Below are 17,422 nucleotides of genomic sequence, written 5' to 3'. Positions count from 1 at the left end.
TTTAGGACAATCTCTCATGCGTAAAGATATTCATCCTGCTTATCAACAAGTGTTATTTCATGACACCAATGCAGACGTGTACTTCTTAATTGGTAGTACTCTTCAGTCTAAACAAACCAAAGAATATCAAGGAAAAGTCTATCCTTATGTAACCCTTGATATTTCAAGTGCATCTCACCCTTTCTACACAGGTGAAGTACGTCAAGCAAGTAACGAAGGCCGCGTTGCAACATTTAATAAACGCTTCGCTCGCTTTAATCGTAAGAGTTAATCTTACGTTAAGATTTGATCAATACACTTAAATCATTGGAAGCCTAAGACTATCTCCTCCACTTAGGCTTCTTTTTTTATGTGTATTTTTTCAATCTTTTTATGTTGTGTATAAAAGAGAACTTATCCACAACTTGTATAAAAACTCTTCTTATTTTTCCCACAACTCATCATTTTTTTTTGCATTCGCCGAGCTTTCAAAGTTGCTATTCGATGCTATGCTTGAACCCTCATTTAATAGGAAGTTTAAGATAATGGCACAAGAGTTACTTGCACAATTACAAGCAGGCACAGCAAAATTTTCAGACGTTTTAGCTCATATTGAAGCACGTTACCAACATACTCCAACAGCTTTTCAAAATGGCGCACAGCATAATGCTGCGACTGAAAATCAAGGCAGTGCAAAAGTTTTCTCTTTTGCCAAGTTACAAGGTTTAGACCAAGCTCAAACTTTAAGTTTATTTGCAGAGCACTACGCATCTGTATTGGCTACACCTGAGGGAACTGATCATCAGAATATTCGTCAGTTTATGCAAAATGGTTGGGATGGTGTGAAGTTTGAAGGTCAGGCTTTGGCTGAAAAAGCTTAATCATTTTTTAGCACAGCCTCAAATTATGAGATTTTCTAAAGCCTGTTAATAGGCAATGCCTCACTTTTGAGGGCAAAAGTGACAAAACCCTTTGTTACGCTGATGCTACATCCATGTAGCACAGCGAAACGACGGCATCCATGCCGTCTATCACGATAGTAAATGACTAATTATTAATTAAATTATTTGATTAATCTCTTATATTCGATACTCGACAACGTCATTCGCAGCCTGCGTGGTTTCTATAAAAGATAGTTTTTACAACGCTTAAGATAAATGCTTACAGTGAACAGGTTCTGCGAATGACAGATGCTTTTGGTTACTTTGGGCGAAACCAAAGTAACAGAATTAGCTACTCCCATTAGAAACTAAACAGTAAAACCCCGCCGCAAATACCTAAAAAGTCATGCTTGTATCTACTCAGCCAAAATCAATTGCCTGCTACCCAATAATAAGTCGCCAACCCCAAACACGTAAAAATTAACGATCCAATTAAATGAATGGAAATTCCCAACATCGCCATTCCCAACTTACCACTTTGTAATAAAGTGACGATCTCAATCGAGAACGTTGAAAACGTAGTTAAAGCACCACAAAAACCCGTAATCACAAAGAGCTTATAATTCGGGCTTAAATCACTTTGAGAAAAGTAGGCAATCGCAAAACCAATAATAAAACCACCGACCAAATTAACAGTGACAGTACCGAGTGGAATTTGCGGGTAAATCGGGTTAAGTTTTAAACCTAAAAACCAACGTAACCACGCCCCTAGAACTGAGCCTAGAGCAATTGAAAGTAGAGAATAATACATAAGACCACCCCTTTAGATAGACGCTAAAAGAGCAAAAAATAATGAAGGAAAATATGACATAGCGTACTCCAAAAATAAGCAGAGTACGCAATAACCTACGTACCCAGTGATATATAAATACATGAGGGTAACGTAGGCATCATTAGCCAATACGGCGGTTTGTCAGGGGAGGAATGCCATCTCCCCGTTTTAAGTATATTAGATCATCTTGAATTTGATTTAAATATACTTTGTAAAATCATGGACGTTCATCGTATTGCGGTAAATCGTCACGAATGCATTCCCACTCTGCCTTAGAGGCAGCAAAAATATGCATTGTCGGTTTTTGCTCTAATGGCGTATCTAGTGTCCCAATTCTTACACGATACAGTTCAGGCTGAGCATCACGCGAACTAATCAAAGGTGAACCACATTCGCTACAGAACCAGCGGTACACACCTTCCACAGCGAATTTTTTAACTAAGTTTTCACCTTGGGTGATTTTAAAATCTGTACTTTTAACAGGAGCATTCGTGGCAAATGCTGTTCCATTGGATTTCCGGCAGCGTTGACAATGGCATTGAATGATATCCCCGATATCGCCTTTAATTTCATAGCGAATACCTTGGCACAAACAACTTCCTTGATAGACTGGTGATGCTTGAGACATGTTCTCGTAAATCCTATTATTATTGATCGCTCAAAAATAACACTTTTCACATATCAAAAATAGCACCAAATTCGCTGTTATTTTTCTAAGAATAAATGCACGCCTTCACCAGCCGCTCGCCCTGTAGCAAAGCATGCTGTAAGTAAATATCCACCTGTAGGCGCATCCCAATCTAGCATTTCACCACAACAAAACACACCTGAGATTTGTTTAAGGCTCAAGTTCTCAGTTAATGCTTTTTGCTTAATACCACCAGCACAACTAATCGCCTCTTCAATAGGCCTAAAGCCATCTAACTTGATTTGAAGTACTTTAATTTGCTGAGCCATAGTCTCTGGTTGACTCCATAACGCTTTATCAACGACTTCTCTAATTAAGTTAATTTTAGCTGTGTCTAAGCCTGCTTTACGCCAGATATTGGTGAGCGATTGTTTTTTACCACCCTGCAATTTTTTAATTAACTGTGACAACTCTACATCGGGCAATAAATCTAAAAATAGATTTAAGCTTTTCCCTTGTTTTTGCTGTTCTCGTAAAGCTCGTCCAAGTTTATAAATGACACCACTCTCTAAACCATAGTGAGTAATCACAATATCGCCATGAGTAACTTGGCTAGGTTCAACCCACGCATTGATACGCTTTAAAGGTTCACCAAAACAGCTTTCCATAAAAGTAGACCAAGCATGCAACACCCCGGCATTACTTGGCTGGAAAGGCTCAATATCAGATTGATTAACCCATTGCTGCCATGCACCATCACTACCTAATTGTGACCAAGACACCGCACCGCAGGCCAATACAACCGCATCGTATTGCTGAGTAAAATTTTCAGTGCTTTGATTATTTTGGTTTTCTAAAGTCACCGTTGTACGTTGCAAATCAATACAACGATGACGATAAAAGAATTTAACTTGTTGCTCTGCTAAGCGCTTGAGCCAAGCACGCAGTAAAGGAGCAGCTTTCATCTCGACAGGGAAAATGCGACCTGAGGTGCCCACATAAGATTCAATTCCCATGCTTTTCATCCAGTTCTGAATCCAGACTGCATCCCATTTTTCAACCCACGGTTTGAGCCATTCTACATGGTCATAACGTTCAATGAACTGTGCTAAAGGTTCAGCATGTGAGATATTTAAGCCCGTTTTACCTGCCATCAAAAACTTGCGTGCCGCTGAAGGTTTTTGTTCATAGACATCAATATCATAAGCGTATTGGCTTAGTACCTCAGCAGCCATAAGACCTGCTGGGCCTGCTCCAATAATGGCAACCCGCTTATTCGCCATGTGATTGCCCTTGCAATGGCGCGAACTCATCAAATCGAGTTTGATAACCTTCAGGCTTGGTCATAATGAGCTGCTGACAAAGCTCACCACGTTCTAAATACTTAATTTCAAAATGGGTACGTGCAGAGGTTTGAGCAATTTTTTCTTTTTGGTAAGGCAGCTTCCATACATTTAATAACTGCTGCTCTGCCTCTTCAATATATTCGGGAATATTACTTGCCAGAGTAATGGTTCCACCTGTTTGCAGACGCGAGATTAAGAACTCAAAAAATGGCATGTTTAACCAGCGCTGTGCTGGATTATGTGGTTCTGGATTTGGGTAGAGAATAAAGAAATGTTCAACCTGAGCTGGATGCAAAGCATGCACGACCCAAGGTAAAGCATCTGCATGTACAGGCACCAAGTTATCTCTTGGTTCCAAACCATGCTGTTTTTGCATTGCCAAGAATTTTTCTCGGGTTCGTTCAATTGCATACAACGTGTGCTGTGGCTGTTGCCCACTAAAAAGCAAAGCATGTTTGCCCTTGCCCGCTCCAATTTCTACACAAATCGGGGTATTTTCAATTGGAGTAAAATCACGAGGCGCTTGCATACGTTGTGCTTGAAATTGACGAATCGGCATAATCACATCAAACTAAATAAAAATCGGCATAAGTCTAACAAGTCACCTGACTTTTGCCTAATCTATTTCTCTTCACTTTGAGGATATCACTTTATGCCACGTACATTTCCCTGCCCACGTTGTGGTGAACCAAGTGTTTGGGAAGGCAATGAATTTCGTCCATTTTGTTCTGAACGTTGTAAATTAATTGATTTAGGCGCTTGGGCAAATGATGAATATAGACTGCCTACCCAAGATGCTCCTCAGCAAAACAAGGGTAGTCAAAATGAAGATGATTATGAAGATTAACCTGCTTTACCCGCGACAAACGGGTTAAATTGCTTTTCATAGCCAATGGTACTCATTGGACCATGTCCAGAAATAAACTGAGTATCATCTGGCAAACTAAAACACTCACGTTTAATCGATTCAATCAGCTGCTCATGGTTACCACGTGGGAAGTCTGTTCGTCCAATCGAACCTTTAAACAGAACATCGCCTGTCCAAAGTAAGCCATGGTTTTTATTATAGAAAACTACGTGACCTGGCGTATGCCCTGGAGCAAAGCGTACTTCAAATTCATCTTCACCCAATTTGAGTACTTCACCACCTTCAAGCCATTGATCGACTTTGACAGGTTGTGGAATCGGGAAGCCATAACGTGCTGATACTTCCTGAATTATATCTAGCCAGAACTGATCTTCTTTGTGTGGACCAATAACCGGAACGCTCCATTCTTTGGCAAGCTCACCTACTGCTCCTGCATGATCTAAATGCCCATGAGTTAGCCACAGAGCCTTCACTTTTAAACCTAAGGCTTCTACTTCTTTTTTCAAAACCGCAGCATCGCCACCTGCATCAATCAAAACTGCTTCTTTCGTTTCACTGTCCCAAACAAGGGAACAGTTTTGAGCAAATGCAGTAACGGGAACAATTTTGACTTGCAGCATAAGAACCTCTGGCTAAAACGCAATTAACGGTGGGCTAAGGTATGGGTAAGGGCATCAAGATTAGCCTGAACTAAACCTGCAAGCAAATCAATATGAGCCTGATCGCTATTTAAAGCTGGAATATAAGCATAACTACCACCACCTGCTTCTTGAAACAACTCTGCATTTTGAATAGCTAACTCTTCAAGTGTTTCTAAACAATCGGCAGAAAAAGCTGGGCTTAATACCTGAACAGACTTAACACCTTGCTTCGCCCAATCTTGTAAAAGCAGGTCTGTATAAGGCTTAACCCATTCTTGTTTTCCAAAACGTGATTGGAAGCTAATTGCCCATTCATCATCTTTTAAATGTAAGGCTTGCGCGACTAGCTTTGCTGTAATACGACAACGATCTGCATAAGGGTCGCCTTTGTCTGCATACGGCTGTGGAATCCCATGAAATGACATCAAAAGTTTTTCAGGTTTACCATGCTGCTCTTGGTAGGCTAAAACGCTTTCTGCCAAGGCTTGAATAAACATAGGATGCTGATAATAGTCTTTAATGATGGTCAGACCCGGCAAGTTCCGCTGAGCTGGAATCCACTTGGCAAATGCGTCGTATAACGGCGCTGTAGACGTTGCAGAATATTGAGGGAATAAAGGTAATAAAATGACATGCTCTTGCGGATTCGTCGCCAATTTTTCTAAAACTTTATCAATACCCGGATTACCGTAAGTCATTGCGGGTAAAACCGTTAAATCAAACTGTTTATTTTCTTGTTCTAAATAAGCCTGCACACGTTTGGTTTGTTCAAACACAATTTCGCGCATTGGCGAATCTGTTGACCATACCGAAGCATACGCATGCGCTACTCTTTTCGGGCGAAAAGGTAAAACAAACAGATTTAAAATAATCCACCAAATGAATTTTGGTATTTCGATCACGCGTGAATCAGATAAAAACTGTTTTAAAAAACGGCGCACCGCAGGCACAGTCGCCTCATCTGGTGTGCCTAAATTCGCTAAAATGACAGTAACTTTCGGTTTTTGTTCAAACGACATGTGTAAATGCCTTTCAGTTCATCTTATGACACTAATGTAACAGTTTTCAGTGTCATATATAAATTGAATCGCTCTAAGCTTTTAATCGAACGCCTCGATGGTTCCATTTATAACTAAGCAATATCTTTTGAGCTTTAGTGGTTAGTTTCCAGAGGTCATATGATTGCTCAGTTTGCGTTGGGACAATCCAACCTTGTGATTGCATTTGTTTTTTAATTCGAAACAGTGCCTTATGATTAATCTGTGCGCAAGCCACCGCATGTGCACGAGGTAATTCCTGACGAGCATCTTCCAAGCCTGCCTGATTTAAATATTCATTCAGACAAATTCCAAAATTCTCTTCTGGTACAGCTGTTTCAAAGCGCTTTGCCAGCACGCTCAACAACTGAGACCATGTCATTTGTCTCTCTCGTTTAAGCTCTTTAAAGTTGCCATCCTGAAATGCTTGAATCTGATATTCAAATGCAAAAATATCTTGCGGTGCAACTTCCTTTAACTGTATTGATGGCTCGGTTACTCGCTGTTCTAAATGCAAAATTTTACTTCTTAAGAGTCTAATTTCATCTTCTAACTGCTGAGCTTGATGAGCAGGAACCCAACCTTGTCCCAGATGTTGTTCAACCATTAAAGGTATATTTAAACGGACAGCCAACTCCAATTCACGTGGAGTTTTAAAGTAAAAAATATGCTTTGCTTCGTGTAATAACTTTTTTCTAAATGCGAGAAATTTATCTTTAACTTGTGGATGTGTTTCTTGTAAATCTATTTCACGACTTTCAGGCTGTTCATGCATGAACACAATAATAGGTTTAGCCTGACTTAACGCATATTCATATTCTAAAGACAGATAACTCACACCAGAAATCGATTGTTCTCCATACTGACTTCCCAGAAGTAAGATTACATAATCACATTCATCAATTTGTCGACGTGCAAGTGTAGTTGTTAAAGGTGTTCGATGCTCTAGTCCCCAAGCAAAGAAACCCATCCCCACCAAGGTTTGAGACAAAACCATTCGCTCTGGCTGCATATCGCGGCCAGAAGTTGAAATAAAAATCTGATAGCGTGTATCGAGCATAACAATACCCTTTCGCCCCACGATCTGTATGTGACTTAAAATCAGCCAAGATCATGAACCGCCCCAAATAAAATAATAAATATAAAAAAACACTATTTTCTAAATGATATCAAAAAGATCAATTCAGATTATGAAGTGTCCAAGTTAACTCTTGTGGAATCATATGTTGTAAAACTGGTTGCAATGCCTCGGCATTATTACCGCTGACATAACATTCAATACGTGCAACATTCTGACCTATTTGGTCACATAATAACGCATTTTTTATTAAAATACGGGCTGTTTGTCGGGCAACTGCGAATCCCGAATCAACCAGTGTGAATTGGTTATCAAAAAGATGATGAATTGCTTCATTTAAGAAAGGATAATGCGTACAACCGAGCACTAAATAGTCTGCACCTTGCTCAGCGGCAGGCTGTAAAACCGCTTTTAATGCCGCTAAACACGCCTCTCCCATTTGCTGTCCCGCTTCTACACAAGGAACGAGTTCAAGGCTGGTTAAGGTCATCACTTTAACACCCGCCGGAACAGCAAACTTCTCGACAACATCTTTAATGAGTTGTCCACGAAAAGTAGCAGGTGTGGCCAACACAGCAACCACTTTAGAACGTGTCTGTAATACGGCAGGTTTTAATGCTGGAACTAACCCTACGATTGGAAAGTGTTCACCATAATGTTCACGTAAATGGTCAAGACTAAATGCTGAAGCGGTATTACAGGCAACCACTGCAATTTTACAACCTTGGCGGTATAACCAATCGACTGCGCGAGCTGTGAGCTCTCTAATTTCTTCATCAGAACGTGGGCCATAAGGAACGTAGGCTGTGTCGGCATAATACACAATGCGTTCATTCGGCAAATATCTAGCTATTTCTGCTGCAACTGACATTCCCCCAATTCCCGAATCAAAAATACCAATTGGGGCATCTGCTGATGCTTTAGGCATAGGTTCTAGATCGGTAAATAGAGGTTGTATGGCGGTCATAGCTGTACTGAAGTGTCAGAAAATTTCACTTCCTAAAGCTTAAACCTCAAGTGCCTAATTGCAAGAGCAAATTACCACTTTTTAACTCTAAAACGGTTTCACCATTCTCTTTTTCGATGAGTGTTCCATAGTTCACTAAGTGATAAAAAGACTGGCGTTGAATAAGCGCATTAATTCCAAATCGGACATGCACATAAGGACGTAACTCCCCTGCATATTCACGCATAAAAATTGGATGTTCAGCATCAACCAAAATCACATCTTGATTGGTCGTGGTCAGTTGTAAAAATTGATCACCTGAAATTTCAACTTGATCGACCTGATTGACTAATAAAGGTTCATCTTCAACCTCAATTTCAATTTGTTCTACGGGGGTTTTCAGGTAGAATTTCCCTTCTTCTTTCCATAGGACTTTGGTAAATAGATCTAATAGGGCTTGGCGCTTAATTAATTGACCTTCGTGCCACCATTCTCCATTGGCTTTAACCGTCAAATCCATTTTGCCGCAATGCTTTGGATGCCACTGCTCTAAAGGTGGAATTGACCTTTTGTGACTTTGCTGTACACCTTTTAAGTATTGTGCAATGTTCATTAAGTTTTTATCATCAGATAACGGTATTTTTCCCATATCCGATGGGGAATTATTTTGATTTACCATAGTTTATGCCTTGCTGACGAAAAAATATGACGACTCAGCCAATTGGCTAGATCATGGTTTAAAACTATACTAGCCAAAACGATAAAAGGCACAATAGCATATTTGCGCCTATGGATTAAAACACTCACGGCAGCACCGAATTTCTGAATATGACGGTTGCCACCTTTAAGTATTGAGGAGTCCTACATGGAACACATCGAACGTGAATCGATGGAGTTTGACGTTGTCATCGTAGGTGCAGGACCTGCCGGTCTGTCTGCTGCGATTAAGATCCGTCAATTAGCGATTGAAAAAAACTTACCCGATCTTTCTGTTTGTGTAGTTGAAAAAGGCTCTGAAGTAGGTGCGCATATCTTGTCTGGTGCTGTGCTTGAGCCACGTGCCATCAATGAACTTTTCCCGAACTGGAAAGAAGAAGGCGCGCCTCTTAACGTACCTGTAACTGAAGACAAGACATTCTTCTTACTTTCAGAAACCACTTCTAAAGAAGCACCACATTGGATGGTTCCTAAAACCATGCATAACGATGGTAACTACGTTATCTCTCTAGGTAACGTTGTTCGCTGGTTAGGTCAAAAAGCTGAAGAATTAGAAGTTTCTATCTTCCCTGGCTTTGCTGCATCTGAAGTGCTTTACCATGAAGACGGTACTGTAAAAGGTATTCAAACTGGTGACATGGGTATTGGTAAAGATGGCGAACCAACACATAACTTTACTCCAGGCTATGAACTTCACGCTAAATACACTCTCTTTGCTGAAGGTTGTCGTGGTCACTTAGGCAAACGCCTCATTGCTAAATACAACCTTGATAAAGATGCTGATCCTCAGCACTACGGTATCGGGATTAAAGAGCTTTGGGAAATTGACCCAGCAAAACATAAACCGGGCTTAGTGATGCACGGTGCTGGTTGGCCATTGGCTGAGACTGGTTCTTCTGGTGGTTGGTGGTTATACCACGCTGAAAACAACCAAGTGACTTTGGGTATGATCGTGGACTTGTCTTATGAAAATCCACACATGTATCCATTCATGGAAATGCAGCGCTGGAAAACTCACCCACTGATTAAACAGTATTTAGAAGGTGGTAAGCGTATTTCTTACGGCGCACGTGCTGTAGTGAAAGGCGGTTTCAACTCATTGCCTAAATTGACTTTCCCAGGCGGTTGCTTAATTGGTGATGACGCAGGTTTCTTAAACTTTGCAAAAATCAAAGGCTCACACACTGCCATGAAATCAGGCATGTTATGTGGTGAAGCTGTATTTGAAGCGATTGCTGCTGGTGTAGAAAAAGGCGGTGACCTTGCGATTGCACGCGTTACTGAAGGCGAAGATTTATTCGTTAAAGAATTAACTTCATACACTGACAAATTTAACAACAGCTGGTTAAAAGAAGAGCTTTATAACTCTCGTAACTTTGGCCCAGCAATGCATAAATTTGGTCAATGGATTGGTGGTGCATTTAACTTTATCGACCAAAACGTCTTTAAAGTGCCATTCACTTTGCATGACTTGAAGCAAGACTTTGCTGTATTGAAAACTGTCGATGCAACTAGCTTCAAGCCAAACTATCCAAAACCGGATGGCAAGCTTACATTTGACCGTTTATCTTCTGTGTTTATCTCAAACACTGTACATGAAGAAAACCAGCCAGCTCACTTGAAGCTTACTGATCCTTCAATTCCAGTGAACGTAAACTTACCGAAATGGGATGAGCCTGCACAGCGCTACTGCCCTGCTGGTGTTTATGAAATTATGGAAGATAATGATGGCTCTAAACGCTTCCAGATTAATGCAGCGAACTGTGTTCACTGTAAGACTTGTGACATTAAAGATCCATCTCAAAACATCACGTGGGTAACGCCAGAAGGCGGCGGTGGTCCGAATTATCCTAATATGTAATAAAAAAGCCCCGATTATTCGGGGCTTTTTTATTGGAATTCACTTATTGAAAAGGCGGTATTTTTGCTACGTTTAAATTGAGGTTCTTTTTATAAAAAATAAATGAGCCTAATAAAAACAGGCCAAGAAAACCAAAGTTTCGCGCTAAATCGAAGTACCAAACTGACTTACCGAACAATAAATCAATAACTAACATAAGCCCCATAAAACTTGTATGTAAAATCAGACTCATCTTTATTTTTGGTTCTGGAGCAAAATATGTATTTCTATAACCCAACAGAATTGAGCCAAAAATAACAACAGTAACTAAAATAATGACAGCAACAGTTTCAGATAACCAAGAAGTTTCTAGATTTAATAAAATGGCAATACAGAAAAACCAAAGAAAAATAAATAAGCTTCGTTTTACAAAATATTCATTCATTTTTATACGTCATTTATATACTTAATTTTATAAATTATATAACGATTCTTATTTGTAAAAAATTATCATTTCAAATTAAATTTGAATTATTAATGGCTTCTAATCATCGTTATTAGAAGCCTTATTATTGTATTACCCTTTCTTCACCAAATAATGAAATTCTTTATGCCCATTTTCATCTAAGCGTTCTTCTTGCAAAAGCAACTCATGGCCTAAATGCATACAAAATTTAGGAATATCCCACGAGGTCGAATTATCTGTTGCGAAGACTTCAACCACATCGCCAGATTTAGATTTACGGATGGCTTGATGCAACATCATGACAGGTTCCGGACAACGTAAACCACGCGTATTGAGTTGTACAGTAGGTGAAATGGGTTGCTCTGACATAACAAACTCGAACAAATAGAATTTTCACATTTTAGCATAAACAAATTACTGCGCTGTTAACTGTAACTGGCTTTTACATAACAATATACGTTTTGTCTTTTAGCTTGTTTTATAGATGCATAAGCATGTTTTCTTCGGTATGATTCAAAGTATTCATTTGATAGATTGAGTCTTTAGGAAAGATCATGCAAGAGGAACCAAGTCCGTCGTGGGGAATGCGCGGCTTACGAAAATGGTTAGGCACAGCACCAGAAACCCGTGATGAATTATTAAAATTAGTCCAAAATTCACGTCGCTTTTTAGAACCAGATACTGTTGCCATGCTTGAAGGTGTTCTTGACCTTCCAGCTACAAAAATTCGTGAAGTCATGACACCACGAACAGCAATGATCAGTTTGCAAGAAGATGATCAGTTACTTGATATTCTTGATGTATTGGTCGAGTCTGCTCACTCACGCTTTCCAGTCTTCTCTTCTGATCAGCCTGATAATGTTGTCGGGATTTTGCTCGCAAAAGATTTACTGCCGTTTCTAACCGAACCGAATACCAAAGTCGATATTCGAGTTCTTATGCGTCAACCCTTATTTGTTCCAGAAAGCGCACGTTCCGATCAGGTTCTACGCATGTTGAAACATACTCAGACTCACATTGCTATTGTGATTGATGAATATGGTTCAACGGCTGGTCTTGTTACGCTCGAAGATATTCTTGAAGAAATCGTTGGCGAAATTGAAGACGAACATGACACTGCTGATGAAGATGCTCAGTACATTGTTCCTGACAATGACCATACGGTAGCAAATGCATGGATGGTGCAAGCACTTACACCAATCGAACATTTCAATACTGTTTTAGATGCTGATTTTTCTGACGATGAAGTAGAAACTGTCGGCGGTTTATTGCTTCAAGAGATTGGTCTAGTAAGTGATTTACAAGGTCAAACTGTTGAGCTTGGAAATTGGTTATTTACAATCGTTGAAGCAGATGCCCGCACTATTCATCTGATTCGAGCTGTACGTCAATGAGAGCATACTTTGAAAAGCTGTTAGATTCTTCGCAACAACAAAAACAGCTTCCTTTAATTTTTCCTTTACTCATTGCTTTATTTTCAGGTGCCGTGTTCAGTTTTTCACTGGCACCTTATTATTGGTGGTGGTTGGCAATTTTATCTCCAGCCCTACTCTATGCATCACTACATAAACGCTCAGCTAAACAAGCATTTGCTATTGGCTGGAGCTATGGCTTCGGCTTATGGTTTGTAGGCGCTTTTTGGCTCTACACTTCCATCCATGTATATGGCGATACCAATGCTTTTCTAAGCGTGGGTATGATTGCTGTTATGGCCCTGCTTATGGGCTTATTCACCGCATTTCAGACTTGGGTTTACCGACGTTTCTTCCCTGAAACGCCGCTGACTTTTGCGCCGCTCTGGATTGTTTTCGAGTGGGCAAAAACTTGGGTATTTACAGGTTTCCCATGGCTGTTTGTGGGTTACGCTTTTACTGAACGTTTACTTGATGGTTACGCACCTCTATTCGGTATTTATGCAATTTCCTTCGTTGTCATTGTATTAGCATGTGCTTTAGTTGAAGTTCTGCGCAAACGTATTTTCTGGGTTATCCCGTCTGCCCTATTAGTTTTGGGTGCATGGGGAGCATCATATATACAGTTTGTAAAACCTAAAGCTGCTAAACCACTTAGCGTTTCGCTCATTCAAGGCAACATTCCACAAGATTTAAAATGGCTGACTGAATATCAAGTTAGAACATTAGAAATTTATGCTGGTCTGACTCAATCTGAATGGGGCCGTGACTTAATTGTATGGCCTGAATCATCAATTCCACTCTTCCAAACTGACATTGAACCGTTTTTGGATGCAATGGATGCACAAGCTAAAAAGAACCACACTGCATGGGTAACCGGAATTCCTTACTGGGATGTTACCAAATCTCATGAAGTTGGTAGCCCACTGTATTACAACAGTATTATGGCTTCTGGCAGTGATTCAAGCGGTCTTTATAAAAAGCAGCGTCTTGTGCCGTTTGGTGAATATATTCCACTATCAGGTTTACTCTCATGGGTATTACCAGCCATGCAAAATGATATTAGCATGAGCGGTTTTTCACGTGGCGAGAGTAACCAGAAACCACTCTTAATTAAAGGACATGCGCTTGCTGCTGCAATTTGTTATGAAGTGGCTTATCCGAACCTTACCCGACGTAATGCAGAAGACAGCGACTTTTTAGTGACTGTATCTAATGACGCTTGGTTTACGGGTACTGCGGGGCCATGGCAACATTTACAGATGGTGCAGATGCGTGCTAAAGAAAATGGTCGCTGGTTTATTCGTGCAACCAACACTGGTGTAACAGCATTTATCGATCAAAATGGTCATATCACTGAACAAGCACCGCTCGATAAAGAGTTTGTCTTGAGAGGTGATTTACCTGCCATGCAAGGTCAAACTCTTTATAACCGTTTAGGTGATTATCCAGTGTTAGGATTTGCAGTATTACTGCTGATTTTAGGTTGGGTGTATCGTCCACGTAAAGTTGACGTTTCTTTTAAATCACGTCGCTAAATTATAATAGCTTTGTACCCAGAGGAACTTCAAACTCTGGGATACAAAGTGCAACGTCCCCATCTGCGTTATGAAACCCTGTCACCAAACATTCTGACTGAATAGGCCCTATTTGTTTTTTAGGGAAATTCACTACAGCAACAACTAATTTACCAATTAAATCTTGTGGTTGATATAGCTTGGTAATCTGAGCACTTGATTTACGTATACCCAATTCTTCACCAAAATCTACATGCAAAATATAGGCAGGTTTACGCGCCTTTTCGAAAACTTCAGCTTGAATAATTTTACCAACGCGAAGCTCTACTTTTAAAAAATCATTCCACTCGATTTGTTCCATTTACTTTTCTCATGTTCTTAAATATCTGATTTGAAGCATATAATATGTACAAATAAAGAAACACCCTCTTTTTATTTCCAGTTTTCAAAATTCATGCTAAATTAAATCTGCTCATTAAAAAGCCGTAAACGTTTACGTCAATCAACGTGCCCATACCTCCAACAATGCTTGGAGCTATTTGTTCAAAATATTTTTATATTTTTGAATGGCACTGGCGTTTGTTGGTTTACGGAGTCAAAAATGCAAAACTCAAAATCTTTGTCTAGTTCTAAAAAACTTCCAAATCGCTATACATCTATCGTTTTACCTTTTCTTCTATCCATCATTATGACTTTTGTAGTGTCTATGGTCAGTACTTTACGAAGTTTAGGGCTAGAAGAATTTTCCATTTATGTCTGGATGTCTGCATGGGTCATTTCTTGGCTGATTGCTTTTCCAACGTTACTTTTAGTCTTACCTGTTGTTCGTAAAATTACGGCAATATTGGTACAACCTGCTTAACTAAAAAATAAAACGTAGATGTTGAGTCTACGTTTTATTTAAAAATCTGGTTTTAAAATATCATTAAAAAGCGATAGATAGTTCTAAAGATAAATAAGCAACTAGACTTGATAAAAAGACCATGGGTACATAGCGATAAGCTTTAAACAGTAATTGCTCATATTTCGTAGATATTTGTTTAGCTTGCCAGACACTCGCTTTTAATGCGGTAAAGAAGCTCACCATCAACCATGCACTCACAATACTTAATGCAAAGAAGCCAATCATAATTTGGCTACTTCCCTCTGTACTCAACCATAACTTTAATGAAAATTCAGCAATTGGCAATAAACCCAAAATCAATAGGACAGATTTGAGCATTACCCAATGGAACTGAGTCAGTTCATCTAATATGAGAAATGCTTTCATTTAATCTCTCCTTTTTAATTGAATAAAGTGCTTTTTATTTATTATGCAAAGCTTTCATTTAAATATATAGCTTATTTCTCTCTACATTTTAACTTTCTTGTAACTATTAAATATGGGAATAATTCTTATTATAAATCTCAAATATCATTATTAATTTTAATTTATATTTTTCAGTTGTTTATTATATTTTTCTGATTGAGAGAGATTATCAATTCGAATTTATCGGTTTATCTTTTTAACTAAATTGATAATCTCTATTATATTTTCAATTAAGGCTGATAATAAATATCCGCATCATTACCCTCACCACCATCTTTGCCATCTGCTCCAAATGAATACAAATCAAAAGCGCGACCATCTGCCCCAGGAATGACATATTGAATATCATTTTTCCAACTGTCTTTAGGATAACCACCTTTTACATAGCCACCCGGCATCCAGTTTTTCGCTGTTGCAGGTTGATTAACTAAAGCATCTAGCCCGCCTTCTTGCATGGTTGGGAAATGTCCATTATCAAGCTTGTACTGATCTAAAGCACCAGCCACACCTTTTAATGTAATTTGGGTGGTATCAATTTTAGCTTTTTCACTACGCCCCATGACATTTGGTACGATTAACGCTGCTAACACGCCTAAAATTACAATCACGACCATGACTTCAATGAGGGTAAATCCTGAGTTTTTATTTCGTTTGCGTTGCATAGGTTGTACTTTCATCATTATCTCTAATATCAAAGTTATTAAATCATATTGTTCATATTTACGATTGGCAGCATAACCGCGATTACAATAACCAGTACAATGCTTGCCATTAGAACCAGCATAAGTGGTTCAAGTAATGCCAGTAAGGTTGAAATGAATGTTGTAACCTCACGGTCTTGCATGGTCGATGCACGTTCTAACATGCGGTCCAGTTCGCCTGATGCCTCACCACTTCGAATCATTTGTACCATCATTGGTGGGAAATAACCACTACGCTCAAGCTGTGTACCCAAGTTACCACCTTCGGTAACACGCTCAGCTGCATGGGCAATTGAATCGCGTATGACCCAATTACTGGTCACTGCTGCACCAATCTTTAAGGCATCGACCAAAGGTACGCCTGAACGAGTCAAAATAGATAAAGTACTGGCAAATCGTGCAGAATTAATACCACGTGACAGTTTACCGAATAATGGCAATTTGAGTGTTAATCGATCAAAAGCATAATGCCCAGCAGTCGTTTTTAAAAATCGTACGAATGCGACAATTCCCACAACTGCAAAAATAATAATAAACACCCAAGCATGACGGATAAAATCGCTGGCTTTCATTAAAGCAACTGTAATCCACGGCAAGGCATCTTTACTTTGGTCAAACGTTTTTACAATCTCTGGCACAACATAAGTCATTAAGCCCATCACAATACCAAAAGACATCAGCATTAAAATGATTGGGTAAATCATAGCGCCCTGAACTTTCTTTTGCATGGCAAAACGGTTTTCGGTGTAATCAGAGAGCTGATCTAAAATCAGATCTAAATGCCCAGACCGCTCACCAGCTGCGACCGTTGCAATATAGAGGTCTGGAAACCGTCCAGATTGCTGCATCCCTTGTGCGAGTGAATGCCCTTCTAAAACGCGAGAACGGACAGATAATAAAAGGTTTTGCACATGTGGTTTTTCACTTTGCCTACTCACCGCACGTAAAGCTTCTTCTAGAGGAATTGCGGCTGCAACCAAAACAGAAAGTTGTCTGGTCATGAGTGCCAAATCATAAGCACTGAACTTTTTTTGGAATAACCCCTGACTTTGATGTTTATCTTTTTGTTCAACAGGGTCAACACTAATTGGTGTCCATGCTTTATCGCGTAATTGTTGGCGAATCTGGCGTGCTGAATCTCCTTCAAGCACTCCTTTTTGCTGCTTCCCTGAAGCATCAATGGCAGTAAATTGATATGCAGGCATGGTAATGTTCTAATTTTCC

At 39.6% G+C, this 17,422-nt stretch carries 22 protein-coding genes and 1 riboswitch; of the genes, 7 read left to right on the top strand and 15 right to left on the bottom strand.

Translation table 11 applies throughout. The annotated features are described in order from the left end of the window. Positions 1-16: 16 nt before the first annotated feature. Entirely contained in the window at positions 17-271 is a 255-nt protein-coding gene (locus tag F886_RS04500; protein ID WP_005301976.1) for a type B 50S ribosomal protein L31, read from the top strand. Positions 272-524: 253 nt separating this feature from the next. Continuing rightward, positions 525-860: a HopJ type III effector protein gene (locus tag F886_RS04495; RefSeq protein WP_004794912.1), complete on the top strand. Its 336-nt coding sequence runs from the start codon at positions 525-527 to the stop codon at positions 858-860. 430 nt (positions 861-1,290) lie between these two features. Here F886_RS04495 and crcB read toward each other — a convergent pair whose 3' ends face one another. The 4 genes from crcB to F886_RS04475 all read right to left on the bottom strand — a co-directional run bounded on the left by crcB (position 1,291) and on the right by F886_RS04475 (position 4,231). Further along, positions 1,291-1,671 (bottom strand): fluoride efflux transporter CrcB, encoded by a 381-nt coding sequence (gene crcB / locus F886_RS04490; RefSeq protein ID WP_005301974.1) that lies wholly within the window; start codon positions 1,669-1,671, stop codon positions 1,291-1,293. 126 nt (positions 1,672-1,797) lie between these two features. After that, positions 1,798-1,864: riboswitch (Fluoride riboswitch) on the bottom strand. Positions 1,865-1,909: 45 nt separating this feature from the next. Further along, positions 1,910-2,320: a GFA family protein gene (locus tag F886_RS04485; RefSeq protein WP_005301972.1), complete on the bottom strand. Its 411-nt coding sequence runs from the start codon at positions 2,318-2,320 to the stop codon at positions 1,910-1,912. Positions 2,321-2,397: 77 nt separating this feature from the next. Beyond that, positions 2,398-3,603: a TIGR03862 family flavoprotein gene (locus F886_RS04480; RefSeq protein WP_005301969.1), complete on the bottom strand. Its 1,206-nt coding sequence runs from the start codon at positions 3,601-3,603 to the stop codon at positions 2,398-2,400. After that, the gene (locus F886_RS04475) at positions 3,593-4,231 is read right to left on the bottom strand and encodes a class I SAM-dependent methyltransferase (RefSeq protein WP_081402090.1); all 639 of its coding nucleotides are present in this window, start codon (positions 4,229-4,231) and stop codon (positions 3,593-3,595) included. Before F886_RS04475 ends, F886_RS04480 begins: the two co-directional genes overlap by 11 nt. 87 nt (positions 4,232-4,318) lie before the next feature. Here F886_RS04475 and F886_RS04470 point away from each other — a divergent pair, with 87 nt between their 5' ends. After that, complete coding sequence (locus F886_RS04470) at positions 4,319-4,513, top strand: DNA gyrase inhibitor YacG (protein WP_004794921.1); 195 nt, start codon at positions 4,319-4,321, stop codon at positions 4,511-4,513. Here the strand turns inward: F886_RS04470 and F886_RS04465 are convergent. The 5 genes from F886_RS04465 to F886_RS04445 all read right to left on the bottom strand — a co-directional run bounded on the left by F886_RS04465 (position 4,510) and on the right by F886_RS04445 (position 8,915). Beyond that, positions 4,510-5,154, bottom strand: a complete 645-nt coding sequence (locus F886_RS04465) for an MBL fold metallo-hydrolase (protein ID WP_005301963.1) — start codon at positions 5,152-5,154, stop codon at positions 4,510-4,512. The two genes, F886_RS04470 and F886_RS04465, sit on opposite strands and share 4 nt — an antisense overlap. Positions 5,155-5,177: 23 nt before the next feature. Further along, a complete protein-coding gene (gene hemH, locus F886_RS04460) occupies positions 5,178-6,194 on the bottom strand; it encodes a ferrochelatase (protein ID WP_005301959.1) in 1,017 nt (338 codons plus the stop codon). A gap of 73 nt (positions 6,195-6,267) precedes the next feature. Then, on the bottom strand, positions 6,268-7,272 hold the full coding sequence (locus tag F886_RS04455; RefSeq protein ID WP_005301954.1) for a DUF4062 domain-containing protein: 1,005 nt from the start codon (positions 7,270-7,272) through the stop codon (positions 6,268-6,270). 118 nt (positions 7,273-7,390) lie between these two features. Continuing rightward, positions 7,391-8,257, bottom strand: coding sequence for a glutamate racemase (gene murI, locus F886_RS04450; RefSeq protein WP_005301952.1), 867 nt, complete (start codon positions 8,255-8,257; stop codon positions 7,391-7,393). Between the two features lie 46 nt (positions 8,258-8,303). Continuing rightward, complete coding sequence (locus tag F886_RS04445) at positions 8,304-8,915, bottom strand: DUF1285 domain-containing protein (protein WP_004794931.1); 612 nt, start codon at positions 8,913-8,915, stop codon at positions 8,304-8,306. Between the two features lie 186 nt (positions 8,916-9,101). Here F886_RS04445 and F886_RS04440 point away from each other — a divergent pair, with 186 nt between their 5' ends. Continuing rightward, positions 9,102-10,814 (top strand): electron transfer flavoprotein-ubiquinone oxidoreductase, encoded by a 1,713-nt coding sequence (locus F886_RS04440; RefSeq protein WP_005301947.1) that lies wholly within the window; start codon positions 9,102-9,104, stop codon positions 10,812-10,814. A gap of 43 nt (positions 10,815-10,857) precedes the next feature. Here the strand turns inward: F886_RS04440 and F886_RS20420 are convergent, their stop codons facing one another. Both F886_RS20420 and tusA read right to left on the bottom strand, forming a co-directional pair. Continuing rightward, entirely contained in the window at positions 10,858-11,238 is a 381-nt protein-coding gene (locus F886_RS20420) for a hypothetical protein (RefSeq protein WP_005301945.1), read from the bottom strand. A gap of 132 nt (positions 11,239-11,370) precedes the next feature. Next, complete coding sequence (tusA, locus tag F886_RS04430) at positions 11,371-11,628, bottom strand: sulfurtransferase TusA (protein ID WP_002053527.1); 258 nt, start codon at positions 11,626-11,628, stop codon at positions 11,371-11,373. A gap of 185 nt (positions 11,629-11,813) precedes the next feature. On the opposite strand from tusA, the gene F886_RS04425 reads away from it, so the two are divergent. Next, positions 11,814-12,653 (top strand): HlyC/CorC family transporter, encoded by an 840-nt coding sequence (locus F886_RS04425; protein WP_004794939.1) that lies wholly within the window; start codon positions 11,814-11,816, stop codon positions 12,651-12,653. Next, complete coding sequence (gene lnt, locus F886_RS04420) at positions 12,650-14,209, top strand: apolipoprotein N-acyltransferase (protein ID WP_005301941.1); 1,560 nt, start codon at positions 12,650-12,652, stop codon at positions 14,207-14,209. Before F886_RS04425 ends, lnt begins: the two co-directional genes overlap by 4 nt. A 1-nt stretch (position 14,210) precedes the next feature. On the opposite strand, the gene F886_RS04415 is transcribed toward lnt, so the two are convergent. Continuing rightward, positions 14,211-14,549 carry a tRNA-binding protein gene (locus tag F886_RS04415; protein WP_005301940.1) on the bottom strand — a complete coding sequence of 113 codons (339 nt, stop codon included), beginning with the start codon at positions 14,547-14,549 and terminating at the stop codon, positions 14,211-14,213. A 240-nt stretch (positions 14,550-14,789) separates the two neighbouring features. Between F886_RS04415 and F886_RS04410 the strand changes: the two genes are divergently transcribed. Continuing rightward, positions 14,790-15,050 carry a DUF2798 domain-containing protein gene (locus F886_RS04410; RefSeq protein ID WP_005301937.1) on the top strand — a complete coding sequence of 87 codons (261 nt, stop codon included), beginning with the start codon at positions 14,790-14,792 and terminating at the stop codon, positions 15,048-15,050. A 63-nt stretch (positions 15,051-15,113) separates the two neighbouring features. Here F886_RS04410 and F886_RS04405 read toward each other — a convergent pair whose 3' ends face one another. From F886_RS04405 to gspF, 3 genes are all read right to left on the bottom strand, one after another. Further along, positions 15,114-15,458, bottom strand: coding sequence for a hypothetical protein (locus tag F886_RS04405; protein WP_005301935.1), 345 nt, complete (start codon positions 15,456-15,458; stop codon positions 15,114-15,116). A 269-nt stretch (positions 15,459-15,727) separates the two neighbouring features. Then, a complete protein-coding gene (gene gspG / locus F886_RS04400) occupies positions 15,728-16,177 on the bottom strand; it encodes a type II secretion system major pseudopilin GspG (RefSeq protein ID WP_171067764.1) in 450 nt (149 codons plus the stop codon). Positions 16,178-16,197: 20 nt separating this feature from the next. Continuing rightward, complete coding sequence (gene gspF, locus F886_RS04395; RefSeq protein ID WP_005301929.1) at positions 16,198-17,403, bottom strand: type II secretion system inner membrane protein GspF; 1,206 nt, start codon at positions 17,401-17,403, stop codon at positions 16,198-16,200. Positions 17,404-17,422: the final 19 nt, after the last annotated feature.

It is taken from the genome of Acinetobacter sp. NIPH 542 (assembly GCF_000369825.1).
GTDB lineage: Bacteria > Pseudomonadota > Gammaproteobacteria > Pseudomonadales > Moraxellaceae > Acinetobacter > Acinetobacter oleivorans.
The sequence above is the reverse complement of the archived record's forward strand: the minus strand, read 5'-3'. Positions and strand labels throughout refer to the sequence as shown.

Coding starts and splice junctions, on each gene's coding strand:
- F886_RS04500 (WP_005301976.1), top strand. CDS start 17: ATGCGTAAAGATATTCATCCTGCTTATCAACAAGTGTTATTTCATGAC.
- F886_RS04495 (WP_004794912.1), top strand. CDS start 525: ATGGCACAAGAGTTACTTGCACAATTACAAGCAGGCACAGCAAAATTT.
- crcB (WP_005301974.1), bottom strand. CDS start 1,671: ATGTATTATTCTCTACTTTCAATTGCTCTAGGCTCAGTTCTAGGGGCG.
- F886_RS04485 (WP_005301972.1), bottom strand. CDS start 2,320: ATGTCTCAAGCATCACCAGTCTATCAAGGAAGTTGTTTGTGCCAAGGT.
- F886_RS04480 (WP_005301969.1), bottom strand. CDS start 3,603: ATGGCGAATAAGCGGGTTGCCATTATTGGAGCAGGCCCAGCAGGTCTT.
- F886_RS04470 (WP_004794921.1), top strand. CDS start 4,319: ATGCCACGTACATTTCCCTGCCCACGTTGTGGTGAACCAAGTGTTTGG.
- F886_RS04465 (WP_005301963.1), bottom strand. CDS start 5,154: ATGCTGCAAGTCAAAATTGTTCCCGTTACTGCATTTGCTCAAAACTGT.
- hemH (WP_005301959.1), bottom strand. CDS start 6,194: ATGTCGTTTGAACAAAAACCGAAAGTTACTGTCATTTTAGCGAATTTA.
- F886_RS04455 (WP_005301954.1), bottom strand. CDS start 7,272: ATGCTCGATACACGCTATCAGATTTTTATTTCAACTTCTGGCCGCGAT.
- murI (WP_005301952.1), bottom strand. CDS start 8,257: ATGACCGCCATACAACCTCTATTTACCGATCTAGAACCTATGCCTAAA.
- F886_RS04445 (WP_004794931.1), bottom strand. CDS start 8,915: ATGGTAAATCAAAATAATTCCCCATCGGATATGGGAAAAATACCGTTA.
- F886_RS04440 (WP_005301947.1), top strand. CDS start 9,102: ATGGAACACATCGAACGTGAATCGATGGAGTTTGACGTTGTCATCGTA.
- F886_RS20420 (WP_005301945.1), bottom strand. CDS start 11,238: ATGAATGAATATTTTGTAAAACGAAGCTTATTTATTTTTCTTTGGTTT.
- tusA (WP_002053527.1), bottom strand. CDS start 11,628: ATGTCAGAGCAACCCATTTCACCTACTGTACAACTCAATACGCGTGGT.
- F886_RS04425 (WP_004794939.1), top strand. CDS start 11,814: ATGCAAGAGGAACCAAGTCCGTCGTGGGGAATGCGCGGCTTACGAAAA.
- lnt (WP_005301941.1), top strand. CDS start 12,650: ATGAGAGCATACTTTGAAAAGCTGTTAGATTCTTCGCAACAACAAAAA.
- F886_RS04415 (WP_005301940.1), bottom strand. CDS start 14,549: ATGGAACAAATCGAGTGGAATGATTTTTTAAAAGTAGAGCTTCGCGTT.
- F886_RS04410 (WP_005301937.1), top strand. CDS start 14,790: ATGCAAAACTCAAAATCTTTGTCTAGTTCTAAAAAACTTCCAAATCGC.
- F886_RS04405 (WP_005301935.1), bottom strand. CDS start 15,458: ATGAAAGCATTTCTCATATTAGATGAACTGACTCAGTTCCATTGGGTA.
- gspG (WP_171067764.1), bottom strand. CDS start 16,177: ATGATGAAAGTACAACCTATGCAACGCAAACGAAATAAAAACTCAGGA.
- gspF (WP_005301929.1), bottom strand. CDS start 17,403: ATGCCTGCATATCAATTTACTGCCATTGATGCTTCAGGGAAGCAGCAA.